This is a genomic window from Oscillibacter valericigenes (assembly GCF_021531435.1).
GTDB lineage: Bacteria > Bacillota > Clostridia > Oscillospirales > Oscillospiraceae > Oscillibacter > Oscillibacter valericigenes_B.
On record NZ_JAFBIS010000007.1, the window covers coordinates 76,536 to 98,910 of the forward strand.

Consider the following 22,375-nt stretch of genomic DNA (forward strand, 5'->3'; position numbering starts at 1 on the left):
TCCTGGGCTTCGCCGCGTCCGCGGCGTACAAGCGTTTTGCCGCAGGCAAAACCTTGAAATGGGCCGGATTCACTTCGGCCCATTTGAATCAAAACAAGGGGCCCCCGCGCGGCCTGCCGCGTGGGGCGGTCTATTCCATGGCCATCATCACCGCCGGCCTGTGCAACGACTGATCCTTTCCTACATAGCTGTGAGGACGCCCGAAAGGGCGTCCTCGTTTTTTGCGGCAATTCGGTTTGCAAATCAGCCGCCGCAATGCTACACTGATAGCACAGAAAAGAGGTGGCCCTTTTGTACGATTATCTGATCCAAAACGCCCGCGTCCTGGACGGCGCCGACGCCTTTTTCGGCGACGTGGCGGTCTCCGGCGGCAGCATCGCCGCTGTGGGGGCGCTGTCCGGTGCCTCCGCCGTCCACACCATCGACGCCGGGGGCCGGTATCTGACGCCGGGCTTCATCGACATCCACCGCCACGGCGACAGTGCCCTGTTTTCCCCGGACTACGGAAAGGCGGAGCTGGCCCAGGGCCTGACCACCGTGCTGAACGGAAACTGCGGTCTGTCCCTGGCCCCGGCAGCCGGCCCTCACCGTGACGAGCTGCTCCGCTATCTGGTGCCCATTGTGGGCAGCCTGCCGGAGGGCCGGGACTTCCCCACGCTGGCGGACTACCGGGCCCAGGCGTCCACGGTACCCCAGCGGCTGAACAACGGCATGCTGGTGGGCATGGGCACCCTCCGGGCCTGCGCGGCGGGCTTCCGGGACGCTCCCCTGACGGATGAGGAATACCGCCGTCTCCACGCCCTGCTGGAGCGGAGCCTGGCCGACGGCGCCGTGGGCGTCTCCCTGGGCCTGGGCTACGCCCCGGAGTGCTTCTACGACACCGCCGGGCTTATCCGGGCCCTGGAGCCCCTGCGGGGCTCCGGCGTCACCGTCACCGTCCACATGCGGCAGGAGGGCGACGGCGTGGTGGACTCCCTGCGGGAGATGATGACTGTCGCCCGGGAACTGAACATTCCGGTGGAAATCAGCCACCTGAAGGCCATCGGGAAGAAAAACTGGCGCCGCCTGGTGCCGGAAATGCTGGAGATGCTGACCCGTGCCCGTCAGGAGGGGCTGGACATCGCCTGCGACGTGTACCCGTATTCGGCGGGCTCCACCCAGCTCATCCACGTTCTGCCGCCGGAGTTCGTGGCCGGCGGTATGGACGCCCTGACGGAGGCCCTGCGGGACCCCGCCCGGCGGGCAAGCATCCGTGACCGCATGGAGACCGGGTCGGATTTTGAGAACATTTCTATGCTGATGGGCTTTGAAAACATCTATCCCACCTCCCTCCACCAGCCGGAAAACCGGCATCTGGAGGGGAAATCCATCCAGGAGATCGCAGAGGCCCAGGGCAAAGATCCCTATGACGCCCTGTTCGACCTGCTGGCGGAGGAACACTGCGCCGTCTCCATGATCGACACCATCGCCCATGAGGAGGACATCGACGACATCCTTCGGGTGCCCTTCTCCAGCGTGATCTCCGACGCCACCTATCCCGGCGGCCTGCTCCACCGCCGGGTATACGGCTCCTTTGTCCGGATCCTGGAGACCTATGTCCGCAAGCGGGGGATCCTGACCCTGCCGGACGCCGTGCGGAAGATGACCCGCCAGCCTGCGGACCGCTTCGGCCTCACGAAAAAGGGCCGCATTGAGGTGGGCGCCGACGCGGACCTGTGCCTGTTCGACCTGGAGCGGGTGCATGAGACGGATACCTGGCTGGACCCGGAGCGGCTGTCCCAGGGCATGGACTATGTGTTTGTAAACGGCGTGCCCGCCATCGCGGAGGGCCGCTTCACTGACCGCTTCAGCGGACGCATCCTCTGATTTTTTAACAGGAAATTAGCGGTTTTTTACCCTGCCTCCATGGTAACATGGAGGCATTCTTTTATCTCTTTTTTGAGGAGGCAGCCTATGAAACACACCCTGAAAACGCTTTTCCGTTCGCTTCGGCCCCTGACATTCCTTCTCTTATTCGCCGCGGGCGTCATCAACGCCGTCGGCGTCACTATGTTTCTGGCCCCTGTCCACCTGTACGACAGCGGCATTTCCGGCACCTCCATGCTGCTGTGGCAGATCACGCCGGAATCATATACCCTGTCCCTCTTTCTGCTGGTGCTGAATGTTCCGCTGTTCCTGTTTGGTTTAAAAAAACAGGGCGTGGTATTCACCATCTACTCTATCTGGGCGGTGTTCGTCTACTCCGCCGCGTCCTATGTCATCACCAACATTCTGCCGGTGGACGTCTCCACCGCCTCGCCCTTCGCGGGCCGGGACCTGCTGCTGTGCGCCCTGTTCGGCGGCCTGATCTCCGGCATCGGCAGCGGCATGACCATCCGTCTCGGCGGCGCCATCGACGGCATCGAGGTCATGGCGGTCATCTTCGCAAAGCGGCTGGGGCTGACGGTGGGGTCCTTCGTCATGGTCTACAACGTCCTTTTGTACATCGCCATCGGCTGTATCTTCCAGAGCTGGACCCTCCCCCTGTACTCCATCGTCACCTACGGCGTGGCCATCAAAGCGGTGGACTTTATTGTGGAGGGCCTGGACAAAGCCAAGTCCGCCATGATCGTCACCGAGAAGGCAGGCGAGATCAGCAGCACCTTATCGGAGGCCTTCGGCCGGGGCATCACCCTGATCGAAGCCAAGGGATATTACTCCGGCGCCGACCAGACCGTCATTTATTTTGTGGTGAACCGCTTTCAGATCGCCAAGCTGAAAGCCCTTGTCACAGAGATCGACCCCAACGCCTTCATCACCATCTCCGAGGTGTCCGACGTACTGGGCAGGAGCGTTCAGAAATAACCGTTACTAAAACAGGCCCTCCGCGGATCAATGAACCGCGGAGGGCCTGTTTTCATTTGCCGTTACTTTCTGTAATTCTGCATCCGCCAGACGATAGCGGACACCTGACCGCGGGTCAGGGTGTTGTCGGGCTTGAAGGTGCTGGTGCCGCCTGAGAAATAACCCTCGACGATACCGGCGGCATTCAATGCCCGGACGCTGGCGTCCGTGGTGTCGGTAAAGGGCTGCACGCTGGAGAGGTTGCTGGTGTCCAGCTTCAGCGCACCGGCGGCAAGCTGGGCCATCTGCAAGCGGGTGATGGGCTTGCTCAGGTTGACGTCGCTTCTGGTAATGATACCGTCAGCCCGCGCCTTATCCAGATACCCGCTGAAAATGTTGCTGCCCGTAGGCTGCTGCTCGGAATATCCGGCGGCCAGCATGATGAGCTTCAGCGCCGCGCCGTAGGTGACGGTGTTGTTTGGCTTAAAGCTGCCGTCCGAGTAGCCGGAGATCACGTTGGCGTCGGACAGCTCCGCCACATACTTATAGCACCAGGTGGAGGACGTCACATCGGAGAACTTCTTGACGCTGTTCACCACGCCCAGGGAGAACATACCGGAGGCGATGGCGGTGCCGTCCTTATCATAGGCCAGATAGGGGATCTCCACAGAGCCGGTGTAGCCGGACGCCGGCACAAATTTCAGCTGGCTCATGGACTTGGAGCCGCTGGCGTAGGTGTATTTGGTGCTGGTGTCCGCCTTCGTGCTGAGGTAGCCGTCGCTGAGAGAGACGGTACCGACCGTGGAGGCAGGCAGCTCCAGCAGCTGGATCGAGGCCAGGGCCGTGCCGGTGGCGGTGTAGACCACATTATAGATGGAGGCGGCGGGCAGGGTGACCGTTGTGTTCTTCGGCGTGACGCCGTACACCTCGGACACCGCGGACTTGGTCACGCTGATGAGGATGGTGCCCAAAGTGGAACCGCCGGTGCCCTTGGCGGTATACAGAATGTATCCGCAGTAGTTGGTGCCGGAGGGGATATAGGTCAGCCGGTTCAGGTCATACTGGCTGCCGCTGGGGCTGCGGTAGAAGAGCTGGCCCGCGCAGTTCTGGCTTGTGAGCTGGGCGCGGCCGCTGCCGTAGTAATCATAGTACAGGCTGCCGGAGGTGGGCACGCTCAGCAGCTGCACGGACTGCAGGGTGCCGCCGGGATACTTCTTGGCATAGTCCCGGGCAAGGTCATTGGCGTTGATCTGCACGGCAGTGCTGCCGGTGGTGGAATAGCGGATGCTGCTGCCGGAAATGGCGTTGGTGCTCGTGCTCTTGGAGGAGATCACCAACGTGCCCGTGACCTTTTTGCTGCTGGATTTGTAAGCCACAAATTTCAAGGTCACGGTGCCGTCAAAATCTTTGCCGGCGACGAAGCTCATGTCCTCCAGAGGATAGCAGTATTCATCGTCCACGGGGATGTCGTCCTCGTCGTAGTAGAAATAATAGTCCTCCAGGCCGCTGGCGCTGAAGCTCTCTTCCTTCTTGCTGTCGTAGCGGTAATAGAGCCGGCCGTTGCTGTTTTTCAGATTCTCGGAGTCTGTGAAACGGACATACAGAATGTCCCCGGAATAGGATTTCTGGAAAAACGCATTGAAATCCTCCGGATCGAACACCGCTTCTTCCTCCGGCTTGGCCACATAGTTGATGTCGCCTGTTTTGCTGGAAGAGGAGCTCTTCACATCACCGATCTCGATCGTAAGGGTCCCCTTGACGGTGTGGGACCGGGTCTTTCCGTAAAGTGTGAAGTCCAGCTCCACCACCTCGCCGTCGGCGTCATCGTCGGCATAGAAAATCAGGTCGCTGATCAGGTAATCGTCATCGGAAGAGCTGTAATAGAAGGAATAGTCGTCCAGATTGCTCTCGCGGATGCGGACGTCACTCTTTTTGGAATAGTCATAGGCATACAGCTTGCCGTAGTCGTCCAGGCCCTCGCAGTCCGTAAACTCGAGGCGGTCAAAGTCATCGTACTCCTCCTCGAAGAGGTCACGGAAGTCCCTCTTGCTGAAGGAAATGTCGTCATCCGGATCCACTTCCCAAACAATATCACCGGACTTGCCGCCGCTCTTTTCGCTGGAGCTGATCTTCACAACGCCCTTCACGTAGCGGCTGCTGCTGATGGCGTAGGCGGTAAAGGGCAGTTCCACCGTGTCCTCAAAGTCACTGTCGGCTTTGAACGTCAGCTTATCCAGCGCGTATTCATCGGAACGGGTGACATAGCTGCTGTCATAGTAAAAGGTGGCGTCCTCCAGGGTGCGGCAGGAGAACTGCGTGGAGCCGCAGGAGAGGGTCCCTTCGTCAAAGGAGTCCGAATCAGGCCGGTCAAACACCACCCGGAACACATCGCCGGAATACTTCTTCTGGAACAGCTTGTTGAAATCGGAGCGGCTGAAGCTCACGGTGCCGCCGGGCTTCACTTCGTACGAAATCGTGCTGGAAGTACTGCTCGTTCCGCCGTCCACCGTGATCTTCAGGGTGCCGTCCACATAGTCGGAGCTGCTGGTTCCATGGAGTCTGAATTTCAGGGACATCGTACCGCTGGGAGCGTTTCTGTCCGTTACAAATGTGAGCCCCGACAGGCGGCAGTCACCGTTGTGGGAAATATCGCTGCTGTTGTAATAGAACCAGACATCTTCCAGGCTGTCTTCATCCAGCGACTCGGTGCTGCCGCTCTTGTTCACAGCCGTAAAATATCCGTAATCCTCCAGGTCATCGTAATCGGTAAAGACGAGGTAGGAAAAACTGCTGCTACTGCTGCCGGTATTGTTATTGTACAGGTCTCTGAAATCAGAGCGGCTGAGCTCGACTTCGTCGTCCGCATCCACTTCGCAGCTGATCACGGTGCTGGCCGCTGCCGCGGCGGGGATCATGCCAATGACCATCGCCATGGCCAGCAGGAAGGCCGGCAGCTTTGTTTTCCATAATCGTTTCATCAAACAACCCTCCATCAATCATCAATTTTGAATCCTTTTGAAACCGCGGTTACATAATATTCCTGTCTATAACATAGCCGAAACCGCAAAGGCAATCATGAACAAACTATGAACAAGCGGCATTGCCGCCCTATTTTTCAGATATTTTCAGATATTTTCAGATATTCCACGTTTCCCTTTACAAATAAATACACTTCCTATATAATACTATGGCTAAAGAATTTCGGAGAAATGGAGAACCGCCATGGCTTTGATCGAATATGACGTTTACAAGCAGAAATTGCGGGAGCTGGGCCCGGAGCTGGACAAGCTGTCCGCCGCGCTGGACATTGAAAGCGCCCGGCAGGAGGCCCAGCGTCTTGAGGACGAGACCGCCCAGGACGGCTTCTGGAACGACCTGGAGCGCTCCCAGAAGGTGCAGATGCGGCTCAAGCAGCTGCAGAACAAGATCACCCGCCAGGAAAAGCTGATCTCCTCATGGGAGGACCTGACCACCCTGTGCGAGATGGGCCAGGAGGAGGACGACGCCGACATCCTGGAGGAGCTGAAAAGTGAGTTCGCCGACCTGGAGGAGCGGGTGGAGGAGACCCGGATGACCACGCTGCTCTCCGGCGAGTACGACAACTCCAACGCCATTCTGCAGTTCCACGCCGGCGCCGGCGGCACCGAGGCCCAGGACTGGGCCCAGATGCTCTACCGCATGTACACCCGCTGGGCCGAGCGCCACGGCTTCGTCTACAAAATTCTGGACTACGAGGAAGGCGACGAGGCGGGCATCAAATCCGCCGCCATCTCCATCGAGGGCGAGAACGCCTACGGCCTTTTGAAGAGCGAGAACGGCGTCCACCGGCTGGTGCGGGTCTCCCCCTTTGACGCCAACGCCCGCCGCCAGACCTCCTTCGCCGCCATTGAGGTCATGCCGGAGCTGGAGGACGACAACTCTGTGGAGATCCGGGAAGAAGATATTGAAATGCAGGTCTACCGCGCCTCCGGCGCCGGCGGCCAGCACGTCAACAAGACCTCCTCCGCCGTCCGCCTCATCCACAAGCCCACGGGCATCGTGGTGGCCTCCCAGCAGGAGCGCAGCCAGTTCCAGAACAAGGACAACTGCATGAAGATGCTGCGGGCAAAGCTGCTGGAATTGAAGGCGCAGCAGCACGCGGAGAAGATCTCCGACATCAAGGGCGTCCAGATGAAGATCGAGTGGGGCAGCCAGATCCGCTCCTACGTGTTCATGCCCTACCAGATGGTGAAGGACACCCGCACCGGCTTCGAGACCAGCAACATCGACGGCGTCATGGACGGCGACCTCGACGGCTTCCTCAACGCCTACCTGACCCAGCTGGCCACCGGCGAGCTGAAAAAGTAAAAGTTTTTGCCCCGGCTTTTTTAAAAAAGCCGGCGGGGTGCAGGGGCGGCGCCCCTGCGAAAAAAGGCGCGGCTGCGAGAGCCGCGTCCTTTTTCTGCCGATTTCCAAAGAGAAAGGAACATCAGAAATGAACGATAAGACCCCCGCCGCTGGTGCGGCTCCCCAGGAAAACAAAATGGGCGTTCAGCCCATCGGCCGCCTGCTGGCCAGCATGGCGATCCCCATGATGCTCTCCATGCTGGTGCAGGCCCTGTACAACGTGGTGGACAGCGTATTCGTCTCCCGCATCAGCGAAAACGCCCTGAACGCCGTGAGTCTGGCGTTCCCCCTCCAGAACCTGATGATCGCCGTGGGCGCGGGCACCGCCGTGGGCATCAACGCCCTGCTGTCCCGCTCCCTGGGGGAAAAGAAGCAGGAGATGGCCGACCGGGCGGCGGGCACGGGCATTTTCCTCTCCCTGTGCAACGCCGTGGTGTTCGCCCTGATCGGCATTTTCCTCTCCCGGGCGTTTTTCATGTCCCAGGCTAAGAGCGTGCCGGAGATCGTGGAGATGGGCACCGCCTACACCCGCATCTGCCTGGGGCTCTCGGTGGGTCTTTTCTGCCAGTTCTGCTTTGAGCGCCTGCTCCAGTCCACCGGCCGGACCGTCCTAGCCATGGCCACCCAGATGATCGGCGCCGTCATCAACATCGTGCTGGACCCCGTCTTTATCTTCGGTCTGTGCGGCATGCCCCGGCTGGGGGTCACCGGCGCGGCGGTGGCGACCGTGCTGGGCCAGTTTGTGGGCGCTCTGCTGGCCATCCTTCTGAATTTGAAGCGCAACCCCGATATTCATATCCGCCTCCGGCTCATCCGCCCGGACCGCCGCGTGGCAAAGGAGATCTACCGGGTGGGCGTCCCCTCTATCGTCATGCAGTCCATCGGTTCCGTGATGACCTTCGGCATGAACAAGATCCTGTTCGTGTTCACGCCCACCGCCACCGCCGTGTTCGGCGCGTATTTCAAAATTCAGAGCTTCATCTTCATGCCGGTATTCGGCCTGAACAACGGCATGCTCCCCATCATCTCCTACAACTACGGCGCCGCCCGGATGGACCGGGTAAAGCGGACCGTGAAGCTGACGATCTGCACCGCCGTATGCATTATGACTGCGGGCTTTGCCGTCTTCCAGCTGGCCCCGGCGACCCTGCTGGCCCTGTTTGACGCGTCGGCGGAAATGACCGCCATCGGCGTGCCCGCCCTGCGCATCATCAGCATCTCCTTCCTGCTGGCGGGCTTCTGCATCATCTCCGGCTCCGTCTGCCAGGCCATCGGCAACCCGCTGTACAGCATGGTGGTCTCCATCTGCCGCCAGCTGGTGGTCCTGCTGCCGGCGGCGTGGCTCCTGGCCCAGACGGGCCGCCTGGAGCTGGTGTGGTGGTCCTTCCCCATCGCGGAGATCGCCTCCGTCACCCTCAGCGCCATCTTCCTGCGGCGCACCATGCGCTCCGCCGGGGCGAAGCTGGCCAGCCGCAAAGCGTAACTAAAAACAAGGTCCTGCTCCCGTGGGAGCAGGACCTTGTTTTTATCGCTTGGAACGTTCCTTTTTCATCTGTTCTTTTCTCTGATACATCCGCTCGTCCGCCCGGGAAAACAGGGAATCCTCCGTCTCCTCCGGCCCGGTGCTCCGGGCGGTGCCCATGGCCACCGTCACCTCATAGGGCAGTCTCCGGCTCTTTTGCTCCAGATACTGATACATGGTCTGCTCAGCGTCCAGAAGCTCCTGGTCGGAGGCGTCCTCCAAAACCGCCAGGAACTCGTCGCCGCCGATCCGGTAGCATCTCCCCAGGCCTTGGAACGCCTCCCGGATGCTCTCCGCCGCGGCGATGATGGCCGTGTCTCCCGCGGAATGGCCGTAGTGGTCATTGATGCCCTTCAGGTCATTCAAGTCAAACAGCACGTAGGTGACCCGGTCCGGCATCTGCGTCTGCCGCTTCTCCAGCGCCATCCGGTTTTCAAGCCCCGTCAAAGCGTCTGAATAAGCCATCTTTTGATATGTCTCCGCATGGACGCTCTTCTCCATCTGGACATAGAGCCTTTTCATGTTTGCACAGGCGAGGCACAGGGCAAACAGCATCAGCCCGATACTGTACAGATATGCGTAATTTCTACCCGGCATCAGGTAAAACAGGGCCATTGCCGCGATGCCGCAGATACCGAACAGCACAAAGCCGCTGATGATCCCCCGGGTCTCCAGATTGCCGCGCTGCCTCTCCCGCACGCAGAGGCAGAGCACCGCCCCCATGGAGCACACCAGCAACGCATGGCAGACGATCAGCGTGCTGTACGGCTCTTTCCGGCGCAGAAGATAGCACACCAGCATCACCAGCAGGTTCAGCACCTGCGCCAGGCACAGGGCGTCCAGGATCCGGCGCTGACGACGCAGCACCTGCCGGACATATAGAAGCAGGCTGACCGGCATCGCCATGAACGTCACAAAGGAGAGGAACACAACGCGCACCGTGTTGCCCGAAAACAGCATGGGAAACTGGGAATCACAGACCACCCACATGCCGGACAGGAACAAAAACAGGGCCAAAAAACACACTGCCGTATACCCGCTTCGGCTCCCGGCGGTAGCCCAGGACATAGCCGCCGGCAAGCACGATGCAGCCCAGCAGGGTAGTAAAGCAGCCGAAGATCAGGGCGTACAGGTTGTCATACACAAACCGGGCGAACACCGCGTTGGAGCTGCCCAGATAGCTGTTCCCGGACAGCACCCGCTGTCCGCTGCGGCTGCCCTCCTCCAGTCGGAGCGTCAGCACGGCTCCGCCGCAGTCCTCCGGCAGGTCGGCCCACAGGCGGACGGTGCCGGCCATTCTGGGGGGCTCCTCATAGCTGAGCAGCTCCTCGCCGTCCAGCAGCAGTACGGCATTGCACCAGAACACCTCCAGGCTGACCGTGTGGGCGCTTCCTCCCAGCTCCGGGATGACGTATGTATAGTCCCGGAAGCCGTTTTCCGGAGATGCCGCCGGCGTCCATTGATCCCGCAGAGAGATCAGCTCGCCCTCGTCCAGCGCGGGGATGCGGGAAGTCTCCAGTCTGCTTCCGGCCGCCGTCAGAACGATCACAAGCAGCACGCACAGGAGGACAGCGGTATTGCGCGCCCGGTTTTTCATATCCGCCGTCCCCTCTCCTGTCATCATTTCCGTAAAGATCACGGTTGACTCGCAATTTGTTCTATTTTATACAAAAAAGCGCAACAATCAAGAGCGGCGGGCGAATTCGCCCGCCGCTCTAACATCCGCCGAAAAATTACCCGCTGTCTTTCGCCTTATGCCCGATGATCCACCTCATACATGTAGGCGATCAGGTCCAGCAGCTTGTTCGTGTAGCCCCATTCGTTGTCGTACCAGGCGATGAGCTTCACGAAATCGTCATCCAGCATAATGCCCGCCGTCTCGTCGAAGATACAGGTCTCGGAAAATCCCGTGAGGTCGGAGGAGACCACCTGGTCCCGGGTGCAGGTGATGATGCCCTTCATGCTGTTCTGGGCGGCGTTCTCCATGGCGACGCACACATCATGGTAGCTGGCCGGCTGGATGAGTCGGGCCGTCAGATCCACCACGGACACATCGTTGGTGGGCACCCGGAAGCTCATGCCGGTCATCTTGCCCTTCAGGTCCGGGATGACCTCGCCCACGGCTTTGGCGGCGCCGGTGGTGGAGGGGATGATGTTGCCCAGAACGCTGCGGCCCGTCCGCCAGTCCCGGCCCGCGCGGGCGTCCACCGCCTTCTGCTTGGCGGTGGCGGCGTGGATGGTGCTCATCAGCGCCTGCTTGATGCCGAAGGTATCGTGGATGACCTTGGTCATAGGCGCCAGGCAGTTTGTGGTGCAGGAGGCGTTGGACACCACATCCATCTCCGTCGTATAGGTTTTATGGTTCACACCCATGACAAAGGTGGGCGTGCAGTCGTCCTTGGAGGGTGCGGAGATGACCACCTTTTTGGCGCCGCCCGCCAGGTGGACGGATGCTTTTTCCGTGGTGTTGTAAGCGCCGGTGGATTCAATGATGTACTCCGCGCCGCAGTCATCCCAATGGAGCTGGGAGGCGTCGCTCTCGCTGTATACCCGGATCTTCTTGCCGTTCAGGATCAGGTTCTTGCCGTCATGCTCCACGCTGCCCTGGAACGTCCGGAAAACGGAGTCATATTTTACCTGATAGACCATGTAGTCAAGATCGGCGTTGCGCAGGTTGATGCCGCAGATCTGATAGCTGTTGCAGCCCCGCTCCACCATGATCCGCAGCGCCACGCGTCCGATCCGGCCAAAACCGTTGATGCCAACTTTAATCGCCATGTTACTGTTCCTCCACCTCATATTTTGCCAGGGGTACCGCAGGTATGGTTCCAATTATAGCATCCGTTTTCGGGAAAGTTAACTATTATTACGTAAAATTTACGCATGTTTATATAAAAATTTTTATGGAAATAAACGGATTGCCCGTGCCGCAAACGCTTGCCGCATAAACAGAAAGGCAGGCAGCACCGTGAACGGATACTGCCTACCTCTTTGGATGATCCATATTTTTTTCCTCTCTGATCGTTTCCTGCATATCCTCAGCCAAACATATGGTAGTAAGACTGCAGCATGACGGACAGCTTCTTCATTTCTTTTCGCCTCCTTCATTTGTTCTCTCACGGGCTATCGTATTAACCAAACATGTGATAATAAGACTCCAGCATCACGGACAGCTTCTTCATTTCTTTTCGCCTCTTTTCCTTGGTCTCCCGGAAGTTCTCTCGTTCCCTTGGAACAATTCTGATGATAAACCCTTTTTCGCAAAATGTGAAATACATATTAAATTGCATTTACTATACGATTTTGATATAATAAGGCATCATCCGGAAAACGGTGGAAAGAAGGTCTTTCAATGGATTTCCGCTCTCTGCAATATTTTATTGCCGTGGCACAGGAGCTCAACTTCACCCGGGCCGCTGAAAAACTGCAAATGAGCCAGCCTCCCCTCAGCAGCCAGATCAAGGCACTGGAGGAAGAGCTGGGCGTGCAGCTGTTCATCCGCGGCAAGCGGCGGCTGACGCTGACCGAAGCGGGCACGCTGCTGCTGCAGCGGGCCGTTCAGATGATGGAGCTTTCGGAAAAAACGCGGCGGGATCTCTCTTCTCTGGGAAACGAGCTCTCCGGGACGATCTGCCTCGGCATGGTAGAGGGCCGGGCGCCCTATCTGGCGGCCCGCTGGATCGCCGGATTCCAGGAGGAATACCCCCTGGTCCGGTATGAGCTGTGGAACGGCAGCAGCGACGATGTGCTGGACCAGCTGCACCGGGGGCTGGCGGATCTGGCCGTCATTGCCGCTCCCTACGACATCGAGCATCTGGACGGCTTCTCCGTGGGGCGGGAGCCCTGGGTCGCCATCATCTCCCGGAGCCACCCGCTGGCCGCGGTTCCGGGCGCTGAGCTGCCCCTTTCCAGTCTTGTAGGCCAGCCCCTGATCGTCCCCCGCCGCAAGTCCCGTGTGGAGGCCATCCGCGCGTGGTTTGCCGGCATCGGCGCGGAGCCAAGCATCCTGTGCGAAATGTCTAACTACATGGACGCCGTGGCCCTGGCGGAGCAGAATGTGGGCATCAGCATCTTCCCCCAGACCACCTACACGCCGAACGCCCACGTGGTCTCGAAGGTCATCACCCAGCCGATGAAGCAGGTGGAATATGTCCTGGTCTGGGAGCGGGGGCAGCATTTGCAGACGGCGCCGGTGCAGGAATTCATCCGCTATGTCCGGGATTTCATTGAGGCGGACCTGATCCACACCCCGCGCTTTCAGGTGCGGGAACCGGAGTATCAGATCCCCGATGACACAAAGAACATGTGAGTTTCCCGGCATTTTGCCGCAGGACAAAAAAGCAGCCATGGGCCGCGATTGGGCGGTCCATGGCTGTTTTTTACAGGAAATGACGCGCCGGTCAGAACTCCAGGTTGACCCGGACGTCGTCCAGAGCGGGCGCGGAGCTGATGAGCCCCTGGGCCAGCATCCAGTCGATGTTCTCCTGCCAGCACGCGTCGGACTGGGACAGGAACCTGGCGTCCTCCGTCTCCATGATGGGCAGCAGCACGCCGATGCTGGAGCGCTCCACGGTCTCGGACAGGGGGAAGTTCTCCTCGTTCTGGTTCTCCAGCAGGATGCGCAGGGCCTCCTCGGGGTCGGCCTTCATATCGGCAAAGCCTTTGGCGGAAGCCCGCAGGAAGGCTTTCAGCGTCTCGCTGTCGTTTTCGATGGCGTCGTCGTTGGCCACGAACACGCCCTCGTAGTTGGTGGGCACGCCGTAGTCGTCCAGGCTGAACCAGTTGACCTCGAAGCCCTCTTCCTCCATCTGGGGCACCTCATGGTTGACGAGGCAGCCGATGGTGGCGTCCACATTGCCGGTGGTCATGGAGCTCATCAGGTCAAAGCCCACGTCGATCATGGTCACGTCGCTGTAATCCGCGCCCACGTTCTCCATGATGCTGCGGACCAGCGCCTCGGACAGCTCCGTGCCCGCGTAGCCCACGGTCTTGCCCACCAGGTCGGCAGGGGATGTGATGTTCTTCTCCTTCAGGGACAGGATGATGTTCAGGGGGCCCTGGACCACGGCGCCGATGGACTTCACCGGCACGCCCTGCTCCGCCCGGGCCTGGATGACGTCATGCTGGTAGTAAAGGCCGATGTCCGCCTTGCCGGCGGCCACCAGGGACAGGGCGTCGTTGGTGTTGGAGGGGAAGCGGATGTTGACCTTCAGGCCCTCCTCGGCGTAGTAACCCTTGTCAATCGCTTCGTACAAAAAGGCGTGGAGGGCGTTGGGATACCAGTCCAGCACCACGTCCAGCTCCCGCAGCTCGCCGCTTTCAGCGGTCTTTTCGGAGGTAGTGCTCCCGCCGCAGCCCGCCAGCAGGGACAGGCACAGCAGGGCGGAGAGCAGCATTGCAGTCAATTTTTTCACAGAAAATTCTCCATTCATATAATTTTTTCAAAGAGCAAACAACTTTTCAGGACTCGCCCCGCCACTTCACGACCTTGTTTTCGATGAGCCCCACCAGGGCCACCACCAGCATGGCCGCCACGCTCAGAAGCACGATGGGGGCGAACACGCCGGCGCCGTCCAGCTGGGTCATCATCCGGCGGGAGAAGTACCCCAGGCCGCTCTGGGCGCCCAGCCATTCGCCGATGGCGGCGCCGATGATGCTCAGGGGAACCGCCATTTTGATGGCGGAGAAGAAATAGGGCAGGGCGCAGGGGACCTTGATCTTCATAAAAATGTCCCACCTGGTGGCGCCGTAGGTCTGTAAAAGCTCGCTCATCTCCGTCTTGGCGGCCCGGAAGCCGTCACAGACGGTAATGGTGATGGGGAAGAAGGTCATCAGCACCGTCACCAGCACCTTGCTCCAGATGCCGTAGCCGAACCACAGCACGAACAGGGGCGCGATGGCGGTGGTGGGGATGGTCTGGGAGGCCACGACGATAGGATACAGGCACTTTTGCAGCAGGGGACTCCAGTCCATCGCCACCGCCAGGGCCAGTCCCAGGATCACGGAGATCAGCAGGCCGATGCCGGTGACCGCCATGGTAGCGGGCAGGTGGACGGTGAACAGCGGGACACGCAGCTCCCAAAGCCGCTGCAGAATTTGGATGGGGGTGGGCAGGATGTAGGCGGCGTTCACCTTCATGGCGCCCAGCTGCCACAAAAACAGCAGGCAGAACAAAAAGATGGCCGCTGGCAGGTTGCCCCGGTTGGCGTGCTTCGTCATGGCGCCACCTGCTTTCTCAGAACGTTGATCAGGTCCTCCCGCAGGGCCACCATGTCGGGATGGGTCAGGCATTCCCGGGTGCGGGGATAGTCCGCGGGCACGGGAACTTCCGTCAGGGCGTGGATGGGCGTGCTGGTGACCGCCAGGACGCTGCCGGAGAGGAACACCGCCTCCTCCACATCGTGGGTGATGAAGAGAATGGTCTTTTTGTGTTTCTCCCACTGGCCCAGGAGCCACTCCTGCATGGAGATGCGGGTGAGGAAGTCCAGGGCGGAGAAGGGCTCGTCCAGCAGCAGAAGGTCGCTGCCGGTGAGCATGGTCCGGGCGAAGGCCGCCCGCTGGCGCATACCGCCGGAGAGCTCGTCGGGCATCTTGTCCCGGCAGCCCTCCAGACCCACATCCGCCAGGGCGTCGTCGATGCGCTCCCGCCGCTCCGCACGGGAATACCCGCCCATGATCTCCAGGGGCAGGGCCAGGTTCTCCCCGATGGTCCGCCAGGGGAACAGCAGGTCCTTCTGGGGCATATAGCCGCAGTAGTGCTTCTGCTCCGCGATGGACTTCCCGCCCACCCGGATGGTGCCGGATTTGGGCCGCAAAAGGCCGTTGGTCATGCGGAAAATGGTGCTTTTGCCGCAGCCGCTGACGCCGATGATGCAGTGAAAGGAACCGGGCTCCACGGAAAAGCTCAGGTCGTCGATGATGTCAAAGTCCTCGCCGGGGTACTGGTAGGAGACGTGCTCAAATTCCAGCAGGCTCATGGACGCATCTCCCAGGCCATGTCCCAGAAGCCCAGCTCATAGCGGCTGCAGTTGACAAAAATCTCCGCCAGACGGTCAAACTGGGCTTCGGAGGCGCCCTCCGCCAGCTCGTCCATCAAGTCGATGAGGGCCTGGTTGGTGGCGGCGTAGTCCTCGGAGGCGTAGCTCTTTATCCACTCGCCGTAGAAGGGATGGTCCGCCGCGCCGGGGATCTTGGCCAAGGCCTGGCCGATCTCGGCATAGCTCCAGGAGCAGGCCAGGATGGAGGCCACGATCTCCATGGGACCGCCCATGTCCGCCACCGCCATCATGTAATGGGTATAGGACAGATTGTCCAGCGCGGGCTGCACTGCGGAGACCTGCTCCTCGGTGATGCCCAGCCGCTGCATGTAGGCCCGGTGGATGTTCATCTCGCCGTTCAGAATGGCATTCACATTCTGGGAAAAGGTCTGCATCAGGGCCCTATCCTGGGCCTTGACCACGCCCAGGGCAAAGACCTTGGCATAGTCAAAGAGGTACAGGTAATCCTGCAGCATGAAATACTGGAATTTTTCCACGGGAAGGGTGCCGTCGCCGATGGCGGTGACGAAGGGATGGTGCAGGCATTTCTCCCAGATGGGGGCCGCCGCCTGGCGCAGCCGCTCGGAAACAGACTGGCTCATATCAGGCGTCCTCCCCGCAGTATTCGCTTTTCAGGTCAAAGAGGTGATTCATGGGGCCCCGGCCGTGGCCCAGGTCCAGCATGGCGCCCAGTGCGCCGGAGATGTACGCCTTGGCCCGCTCCACAGCGTCCTCCAGCGCCATGTCCTTCGCCAGATTGGAGGCGATGGCGCTGGAGAGGGTGCAGCCGGTGCCGTGGGTGTTGGGGTTGTTGATGCGGCGGCCGTTGAACCAGCGGGCCCGGCCGTCCTTCCACAGCAGGTCGTTGGCGTCGTTGAGGTCGTGGCCGCCCTTGCACAGCACGGCACAGCCGTACTTTTCGCTGATGGTCCGGGCGGCGGTCTCCATGTCGGCGGGGCTCTCGATCTTCATGTCCGCCAGAATTTCCGCCTCCGGAATGTTGGGGGTCAGGACCTCCGCCAGGGGCAGCAGCCGATCCGTCAGGGCGCCGATGGCGTCGTCCCGCAGCAGCTTGGAGCCGGAGGTAGCCACCATCACCGGGTCCACCACGATGTGGCGGGCGCCGTACTGGGTCAGCTTGTCCGCGATGACGGTGATGAGCTCGGCAGAGGAGACCATGCCGATCTTCACCGCGTCGGGGAAAATATCGGTGAATACGGCGTCCAGCTCCGCTGCCAGAAAGGAGGGCGTGGCCTCCAGGATGTCTGTGACGCCGGTCGTGTTCTGGGCAGTCAGCGCGGTCACGGCGGTCATGGCGTATACGCCATTGGCTGTCATGGTCTTGATGTCTGCCTGGATACCGGCGCCTCCGCTGGAATCGCTTCCAGCGATCGATAATGCTGTTCTCATTGTGATGCTCCTTTCTTGTTTCAGCATTATTTTTATGGAGCGACGGAAGGTGGTGCCCCCGATCCGCCGCGTTTCCCGGCACAGCCGGGTGGGAAAACAGCAAAAAGCCGTTCGCCCACAAGGGGAGAACGGCGCAATGCCACGGAATGAAAAAAGACCCGCAGCGGCCAATACCGCCGGGGGTCCACCGTGTCTCGTAAAAATGTAGCGTGTCGCATCCCTACGTTGGCATTACCCAAATCAGGTGAGGTCGAGGGAAATCACCCTCCTCTCAGCCCTCTTTCCGAGAACTCCCTTGCGCATCTATTTTAATGCGGCGGAAATGCCCTGTCAAGATGATTTTACCGCCTTTGGCAAGATTTGAAGCAAACGTTTTTCACAGCTTTTTGTGCAGTTTTTCACTTGCAAATCTCAACAGAAGAACTACAATGTAAGCCCTGATAAAAATGGTTTGTTGATCGGAAAGGAAGTCTTGGACCATGTCGTATCATTATCTGCTGGATCTGGCGCTGATTTTGCTGAGCACCAAGGTGCTGGGGATGGTGACCCGCCGGTTCCAGATGCCCCAGGTAGTGGGCGCGCTGCTGGCGGGCCTCATTCTGGGCCCCGCCATGCTGGACATTCTCACAGAGACGGAGTTTCTGTCCCAGCTCAGCGAGTTGGGTGTCATCGTCATCCTGTTTACTGCCGGTATGGGCACCGATTTGAATGAGCTGCGGGCAGCCGGAAAGCCCGGCTTCCTGGTGGCCCTGTGTGGTGTGCTGGTGCCACTGGCCATGGGTACGGCATTTGGATGGCTGGCGGGAAAGACTGGCTGGCTGCCGGGGAACACCCTGCTGGAGGACGTATTCCTGGGCACCATCCTGACCGCTACCTCCGTCAGCATCACCGTGGAGACCCTGAAGGAGCTTGGAAAGCTGGATACCAAGGTGGGCGGTACCATTTTGGCGGCGGCGCTGATCGACGATGTGCTAGGTCTGATCGCCCTGACGGTGGTCACCAGCCTGGCGGGCGAGAGCGTGAGCCTGCCGGTGGTGCTGCTGAAGATCGTGCTGTTCTTCGTGTTTGCCGTTGCGGTGGGCTTTGCTGCCATCCGTTTCTTCCGCTGGATGATCGGCCGGGCTTGCGGAAAGAACCTGCGGCGCTATCCGGTGCTGGCCTTTGCGCTGTGTTTGCTGATGGCCTACTGCGCCGAGGAATTCTTCGGCGTCGCGGACATCATCGGCGCTTTCGCGGCGGGATTGGTGGTGGCGTCCACGCCCAAGGCCAAGTACATCGAGTCCAAGTTTGAGCCGCTGAGCTATCTGCTGCTGGCGCCGGTGTTCTTCGCCAGCATCGGCATCAAGGCGGTCCTGCCGGAACTGAACGCCGCACTGGTGCTGTTCTCCCTGCTGCTTCTGGCGGTCGCCATCCTCTCCAAGGTCATCGGCTGCGGCCTGGGCGCGAAGCTCTGCGGCTTCAGCGGCCGGGAGTGCGTTCAGGTTGGCGCGGGTATGGCCTGCCGGGGCGAGGTGGCCCTCATTGTCGCCAACCGGGGAATGTCCATCGGAGTCCTGGACCAGGCTCTGATGACGCCGGTCATCATCACCGTGGTGGGCTGCGCCGTGCTGACACCTGTCCTGCTGAAGCTGGTGTTCCGGGGCAAATCGCAGGAATCCCTGCGGGAGAACGGCCTGGCAGACCGCTACCGGGAGGCGGAGCAGTTGGATATCGTGTCCGCAGACTTGTTGGAGCGGAACCGCCGGATGATGAAAAAGAGCAAGGAAAGCAAATAATGAGTTCGCTTTCACAAAAATACCGCCCTGCGCCAAACAGCGCGGGGCGGTATTTTATTCCGGGCTGGTATCTCCCACGGAGCCGTCGCCCTTCAATTCGTGATAGACTTTCATATCTGGGCCGCCGGTGCCGGGGATGATGGGCTTCGCCTTCTCTTTGCCGTGCTTGGCCTTTCCCTGGATGAGGGGGACCGAGGGCGCGTCGTTGCGGGGCTGCGTGTGGGTCCAGTCCGGCCGGGCCATGCCTTTTTTCGCCATGAAATCACCTCAGGCATAGTCTGCCCGAAAAGGCGCATGGTATCCGGCATTTTTTCAATTACACAGAGTCCGGCAGGATGCGGAACGCCACCTCATGGCCGTCGATGAGCTGGGCGCGGTGGAGGAAAAACACCCGGCCCCGGCAGTCCGCCCGGAGCTGCTCCAGCACAGCGCAGGTGCAGGGGTCCAGAATATCGCCCAGCACATCCCCCGCCTGTACCGCGTCCCCCGGCTTGCGGCGGCAGAACAGCAGTCCGCCTGTTGACGAAAGCACATTGTGGAGGCGGTCCTCCCGGAACAGAACAGGGGCGCTTTCCAAAGCCGGAGCTTCCCGGCGAACCAGTCCCTTGACCGCCAGAAACCGCACAATCGCTTCCACCGCCTGACGGGCGGCGTCCGGGTCGATGCTGTCCGTCTCGTGGGTGTACAGGGAAAACGTCTGTGTCTCCCAGATCTGCCAGTTGTAGTTCAGCGTGGTCGTGTCGTAGGGCTGGGGCGTCCGCAAGAGGACGTAGGGCAGGCCGAATGCCAGTGCCTCTTCCTCCCGCTGGTAGCCCGTCTCCATAATGCGGACATGGGGCAGCAGGTCGCCGAGCAGATAGAAGCTGGTGAGGTGGACGCCGTACGCGTAGCCCTGAATGGCGGCAAAAATATGGGCGGCAATGCGCTGGGTGGTCTCCCCCTGGTCATAGCCGGGGAACATCCGGTTGATGTCCGTGTTGTCCGCCGCCCAGAACCGGCGGCCTACATTCATGGAAAACTGGTTGGCACAGGGCACCACCAGGATGCCGCAGTCCGGGGACAGCAGGCCGTCCCGCTCCAGCTTCTCCAAAGTCTGAATAAGTTGGGCGCAGATATACATCTGCTGGACCTCGTTGCCCCGGAGGGCGCCCATGACGGCAAGGCTCTTTTTCTCCGGGTCTCCAAAGCGCCAGCCCTTCACAGGCAGGGAATGGCGGTACGGGGTATCCACGGTAAATAACACTTCTTCTCTCATACGCCGCCTCCCAGAATACGGGCGATCAGGGAGCCCTCATACACCACGGGGTATTCCCGCAGAGTGAACAGCAGCCCCGACGCCGGACTTTTCAGCGTCTCACAGGTCTCCCCCGTCAGGGGGTCCACCACGGCTCCCAGTTCCTGCCCCTGCTCCACATGGGAGGCGTGGGCCACGGCGGGGATAAAAATGCCCGAACAGGGCGCATTGACAAAGGAGACGCAGCCGTCGCTGCTGGCGATGGGCGGTCTCCACCTCCACGGAGTCGTCGAAGCTGCCCCGGAAGGCCATGATGTCGTCCAGCACCCACTGCAGCTCCACGCCGGGGGCCTCGCTGCGGGCAGCCAGCTCCATGGCTGAGTGGGCCATCTGCAGATAGGCCAGGGTGGGGGAGGTGATGGTCTCCCGCAGGACCATGCCGTTGCCCAGCATGGCCTCCACGCCGGACTGCACGGAGTAGGGAGATGTGCTGTCGAAGAGATACCGGCGGCAGAAGTCGTCCCCGCTGTCATAGGCGCAGGGAATACCCATCTTCTGGCAGAATGTTTCGTAATCCACCGTTTCGCCGTCGATGAGGCGGTCGTATTGCTTCATCATGTACTGGGTGGTGGTGTAGACCCGTTCGGCGTACCGCCCCAGCCAGAACAGGCGGTTTTGTTTGCTCAGCGTGACAGTATCCATGTATCCTTAAAGCCTCCTCCCTGAGAAGAATTGACGATAAAGCTGTCCGGGTTCCGGGAAAACCGGGTCAGGCCGCTGGGCCACACCACGGTGTCCTCCGCACCGGAGAGCACGAAGGCCCGCAGGTCCGCCTTGCGGTCCACCTGTTCATCTCCCTCCATGATGGGCAGGTCCTGGAAGTCGATGACCTCCTGGGCGATGAACCGGCGGGGCTGGGCCAGAATGGTGTTCTTCAGGTCATCAAGCTGCTCACGCGTCAGCTTGCTGCCGAAGGCCACGCCGTAGCCGCCGGCCTCCGCCACATCCTTGATGACCAGCGTGTCCATGTGCTCCAAAACGTACTTCCGGTCCTCCTCATAGAAGGGCAGGTAGGTGGGCGCGTTGCAGAGAATGGGCTCCTCATTCAGGTAATAGCGGATCATCTTGGGCACAAAGTAGTAGACGCCCTTGTCATCGGCCACGCCGTTGCCAAAGGCGTTCAGCACCGCCACATTCCCCGCCCGGTAGGCGGACATCAGGTTGGGGATGCCGATGAGGGAGCTGGCCTCAAAGGTCAGCGGGTCCATGTACTCGTCGGAGACCCGGCGGTAGATGGCGCCCACCCGCTGGTCCCCCTGGGTGGAGCGGTAATACAGGGCGCTGTCCCGGACGTACAGGTCTCCGGCCTCCGCCAGCACCGCCCCGGCCTGCTCCGCCAGATAGGAGTGCTCAAAATAGGCGGCGTTGTAGCGCCCCGGCGTAAACACCACGTTGATGCCGCCGGTATTCACACTGTCCATGGTGCGGCGGAGGAGCTGTCCGTAATTCCGGTTGTCCAGAACGTCGTTGTGGCGGAAGGTGTCCGGGCTGCACCGGCGGCACAGCTCCCGGGCGATCAGCGGATAGGATGCGCCGGAGGGAATGCGGAGGTTGTCCTCCAGAATGTACCACACACCGTCCTTCCCCTTGACCAGGTCGATGCCGGAGATGTGGCTGTACACGCCCTTTACCGGGAGGATGCCCTCGCACTGGGGCAGATAGCCGGGAGAGCGGTACACGAAATCCTCCGGCACCACGCCGTCGGCGATGATGCGCTTCTCCCCCTAGACGTCCTTTAAAAACAGATTCAGCGCCCTGACCCGCTGGATCAGGCCCTTTTCCAGGCTCTCCCACTCCCGGGCCGTAATGACACGGGGGATCGTGTCAAAGGGGAACAGCCGCTCGTGGAATTCGCCGTTTTTATAGATGCCGAATTTCACACCGTACCGCCCGAGCTGCTGGTTGATCTGCCGCTCATGCCGAATCAAATCATTCATCCACACACCCTCCTCGCAAAAAAGCATGGCAGCGGCACCTCTCGGCGCCGTTGCCATGCTTCTGAATGAGTTCATTATAGGCGGGATACGGGATTCCGTCAAGAAAAACCGGGAACGGAGGCGGGAAAACATCCCTAATGACGAATATTCGCCGCCGACCGCCCGGCTTTTTTGTGCGTTCCTCCCCGCCG

19 protein-coding genes and 1 pseudogene are annotated in these 22,375 nt (G+C 60.4%); 6 read left to right on the forward strand and 14 right to left on the reverse strand.

What is annotated here, in order from left to right:
* Positions 1 to 291: 291 nt before the first annotated feature.
* Positions 292 to 1,866 (forward strand): N-acyl-D-amino-acid deacylase family protein, encoded by a 1,575-nt coding sequence (locus JQM68_RS05620; protein WP_235222014.1) that lies wholly within the window; start codon positions 292 to 294, stop codon positions 1,864 to 1,866.
* A gap of 87 nt (positions 1,867 to 1,953) precedes the next feature.
* A complete protein-coding gene (locus JQM68_RS05625) occupies positions 1,954 to 2,844 on the forward strand; it encodes a YitT family protein (RefSeq protein ID WP_235222015.1) in 891 nt (296 codons plus the stop codon).
* 62 nt (positions 2,845 to 2,906) lie between these two features.
* Here the strand turns inward: JQM68_RS05625 and JQM68_RS05630 are convergent, their stop codons facing one another.
* Positions 2,907 to 5,801 carry an S-layer homology domain-containing protein gene (locus tag JQM68_RS05630; RefSeq protein ID WP_235222016.1) on the reverse strand — a complete coding sequence of 965 codons (2,895 nt, stop codon included), beginning with the start codon at positions 5,799 to 5,801 and terminating at the stop codon, positions 2,907 to 2,909.
* A gap of 244 nt (positions 5,802 to 6,045) precedes the next feature.
* On the opposite strand from JQM68_RS05630, the gene prfB reads away from it, so the two are divergent.
* Positions 6,046 to 7,170 carry a peptide chain release factor 2 gene (gene prfB / locus JQM68_RS05635; protein ID WP_235222017.1) on the forward strand — a complete coding sequence of 375 codons (1,125 nt, stop codon included), beginning with the start codon at positions 6,046 to 6,048 and terminating at the stop codon, positions 7,168 to 7,170.
* A 127-nt stretch (positions 7,171 to 7,297) separates the two neighbouring features.
* Entirely contained in the window at positions 7,298 to 8,692 is a 1,395-nt protein-coding gene (locus tag JQM68_RS05640; RefSeq protein ID WP_235222018.1) for an MATE family efflux transporter, read from the forward strand.
* Positions 8,693 to 8,734: 42 nt separating this feature from the next.
* Here JQM68_RS05640 and JQM68_RS05645 read toward each other — a convergent pair whose 3' ends face one another.
* From JQM68_RS05645 to gap, 3 genes are all read right to left on the reverse strand, one after another.
* Positions 8,735 to 9,748 (reverse strand): GGDEF domain-containing protein, encoded by a 1,014-nt coding sequence (locus tag JQM68_RS05645; RefSeq protein WP_235222019.1) that lies wholly within the window; start codon positions 9,746 to 9,748, stop codon positions 8,735 to 8,737.
* On the reverse strand, positions 9,705 to 10,328 hold the full coding sequence (locus tag JQM68_RS05650) for a hypothetical protein (protein WP_235222020.1): 624 nt from the start codon (positions 10,326 to 10,328) through the stop codon (positions 9,705 to 9,707). The genes JQM68_RS05645 and JQM68_RS05650 overlap by 44 nt, the downstream gene beginning before the upstream one ends.
* 155 nt (positions 10,329 to 10,483) lie before the next feature.
* On the reverse strand, positions 10,484 to 11,509 hold the full coding sequence (gene gap, locus JQM68_RS05655) for a type I glyceraldehyde-3-phosphate dehydrogenase (protein WP_235222021.1): 1,026 nt from the start codon (positions 11,507 to 11,509) through the stop codon (positions 10,484 to 10,486).
* A gap of 574 nt (positions 11,510 to 12,083) precedes the next feature.
* Here gap and JQM68_RS05660 point away from each other — a divergent pair.
* A complete protein-coding gene (locus tag JQM68_RS05660) occupies positions 12,084 to 13,040 on the forward strand; it encodes a LysR family transcriptional regulator (RefSeq protein WP_235222022.1) in 957 nt (318 codons plus the stop codon).
* Between the two features lie 91 nt (positions 13,041 to 13,131).
* Here the strand turns inward: JQM68_RS05660 and JQM68_RS05665 are convergent, their stop codons facing one another.
* From JQM68_RS05665 to thiD, 5 genes are read right to left on the reverse strand one after another with little or no spacing between them, the layout of a single operon-like run.
* Entirely contained in the window at positions 13,132 to 14,163 is a 1,032-nt protein-coding gene (locus JQM68_RS05665) for an ABC transporter substrate-binding protein (protein ID WP_235222023.1), read from the reverse strand.
* Between the two features lie 28 nt (positions 14,164 to 14,191).
* Positions 14,192 to 14,950: an ABC transporter permease gene (locus tag JQM68_RS05670; RefSeq protein WP_235222024.1), complete on the reverse strand. Its 759-nt coding sequence runs from the start codon at positions 14,948 to 14,950 to the stop codon at positions 14,192 to 14,194.
* Positions 14,947 to 15,702, reverse strand: a complete 756-nt coding sequence (locus JQM68_RS05675; protein WP_235222055.1) for an ABC transporter ATP-binding protein — start codon at positions 15,700 to 15,702, stop codon at positions 14,947 to 14,949. Before JQM68_RS05675 ends, JQM68_RS05670 begins: the two co-directional genes overlap by 4 nt.
* A 2-nt stretch (positions 15,703 to 15,704) precedes the next feature.
* Positions 15,705 to 16,370, reverse strand: coding sequence for a thiaminase II (gene tenA, locus JQM68_RS05680; RefSeq protein WP_235222025.1), 666 nt, complete (start codon positions 16,368 to 16,370; stop codon positions 15,705 to 15,707).
* A 1-nt stretch (position 16,371) separates the two neighbouring features.
* Complete coding sequence (thiD, locus tag JQM68_RS05685) at positions 16,372 to 17,178, reverse strand: bifunctional hydroxymethylpyrimidine kinase/phosphomethylpyrimidine kinase (protein ID WP_235222026.1); 807 nt, start codon at positions 17,176 to 17,178, stop codon at positions 16,372 to 16,374.
* Between the two features lie 479 nt (positions 17,179 to 17,657).
* Between thiD and JQM68_RS05690 the strand changes: the two genes are divergently transcribed.
* Complete coding sequence (locus JQM68_RS05690) at positions 17,658 to 18,953, forward strand: cation:proton antiporter (RefSeq protein WP_235222027.1); 1,296 nt, start codon at positions 17,658 to 17,660, stop codon at positions 18,951 to 18,953.
* 54 nt (positions 18,954 to 19,007) lie between these two features.
* On the opposite strand, the gene JQM68_RS05695 is transcribed toward JQM68_RS05690, so the two are convergent.
* From JQM68_RS05695 to JQM68_RS05710, 5 genes and pseudogenes are all read right to left on the reverse strand, one after another.
* On the reverse strand, positions 19,008 to 19,211 hold the full coding sequence (locus JQM68_RS05695; protein ID WP_235222028.1) for a hypothetical protein: 204 nt from the start codon (positions 19,209 to 19,211) through the stop codon (positions 19,008 to 19,010).
* Positions 19,212 to 19,269: 58 nt separating this feature from the next.
* Positions 19,270 to 20,208: a M14 family metallopeptidase gene (locus JQM68_RS05700; RefSeq protein ID WP_235222029.1), complete on the reverse strand. Its 939-nt coding sequence runs from the start codon at positions 20,206 to 20,208 to the stop codon at positions 19,270 to 19,272.
* Positions 20,205 to 20,339: a hypothetical protein gene (locus JQM68_RS13740; RefSeq protein ID WP_268821424.1), complete on the reverse strand. Its 135-nt coding sequence runs from the start codon at positions 20,337 to 20,339 to the stop codon at positions 20,205 to 20,207. Before JQM68_RS13740 ends, JQM68_RS05700 begins: the two co-directional genes overlap by 4 nt.
* A complete protein-coding gene (locus JQM68_RS05705; protein WP_235222030.1) occupies positions 20,308 to 20,889 on the reverse strand; it encodes an alpha-E domain-containing protein in 582 nt (193 codons plus the stop codon). Before JQM68_RS05705 ends, JQM68_RS13740 begins: the two co-directional genes overlap by 32 nt.
* Positions 20,871 to 22,316 (reverse strand): annotated as a pseudogene (locus JQM68_RS05710) (circularly permuted type 2 ATP-grasp protein). The gene JQM68_RS05705 and the pseudogene JQM68_RS05710 overlap by 19 nt, the downstream one beginning before the upstream one ends.
* Between the last annotated feature and the right edge of the window lie 59 nt (positions 22,317 to 22,375).

Excerpts from the sequence above, each read along its gene's own strand:
- JQM68_RS05695 (WP_235222028.1), bottom strand. The coding sequence starts at position 19,211 with ATGGCGAAAAAAGGCATGGCCCGGCCGGACTGGACCCACACGCAGCCC.
- thiD (WP_235222026.1), bottom strand. The coding sequence starts at position 17,178 with ATGAGAACAGCATTATCGATCGCTGGAAGCGATTCCAGCGGAGGCGCC.
- JQM68_RS05650 (WP_235222020.1), bottom strand. The coding sequence starts at position 10,328 with ATGAAAAACCGGGCGCGCAATACCGCTGTCCTCCTGTGCGTGCTGCTT.
- gap (WP_235222021.1), bottom strand. The coding sequence starts at position 11,509 with ATGGCGATTAAAGTTGGCATCAACGGTTTTGGCCGGATCGGACGCGTG.
- JQM68_RS05690 (WP_235222027.1), top strand. The coding sequence starts at position 17,658 with ATGTCGTATCATTATCTGCTGGATCTGGCGCTGATTTTGCTGAGCACC.
- JQM68_RS05630 (WP_235222016.1), bottom strand. The coding sequence starts at position 5,801 with ATGAAACGATTATGGAAAACAAAGCTGCCGGCCTTCCTGCTGGCCATG.
- tenA (WP_235222025.1), bottom strand. The coding sequence starts at position 16,370 with ATGAGCCAGTCTGTTTCCGAGCGGCTGCGCCAGGCGGCGGCCCCCATC.
- JQM68_RS05640 (WP_235222018.1), top strand. The coding sequence starts at position 7,298 with ATGAACGATAAGACCCCCGCCGCTGGTGCGGCTCCCCAGGAAAACAAA.
- JQM68_RS05700 (WP_235222029.1), bottom strand. The coding sequence starts at position 20,208 with ATGAGAGAAGAAGTGTTATTTACCGTGGATACCCCGTACCGCCATTCC.
- JQM68_RS05670 (WP_235222024.1), bottom strand. The coding sequence starts at position 14,950 with ATGACGAAGCACGCCAACCGGGGCAACCTGCCAGCGGCCATCTTTTTG.
- prfB (WP_235222017.1), top strand. The coding sequence starts at position 6,046 with ATGGCTTTGATCGAATATGACGTTTACAAGCAGAAATTGCGGGAGCTG.
- JQM68_RS05625 (WP_235222015.1), top strand. The coding sequence starts at position 1,954 with ATGAAACACACCCTGAAAACGCTTTTCCGTTCGCTTCGGCCCCTGACA.
- JQM68_RS05660 (WP_235222022.1), top strand. The coding sequence starts at position 12,084 with ATGGATTTCCGCTCTCTGCAATATTTTATTGCCGTGGCACAGGAGCTC.
- JQM68_RS05665 (WP_235222023.1), bottom strand. The coding sequence starts at position 14,163 with ATGAATGGAGAATTTTCTGTGAAAAAATTGACTGCAATGCTGCTCTCC.
- JQM68_RS05705 (WP_235222030.1), bottom strand. The coding sequence starts at position 20,889 with ATGGATACTGTCACGCTGAGCAAACAAAACCGCCTGTTCTGGCTGGGG.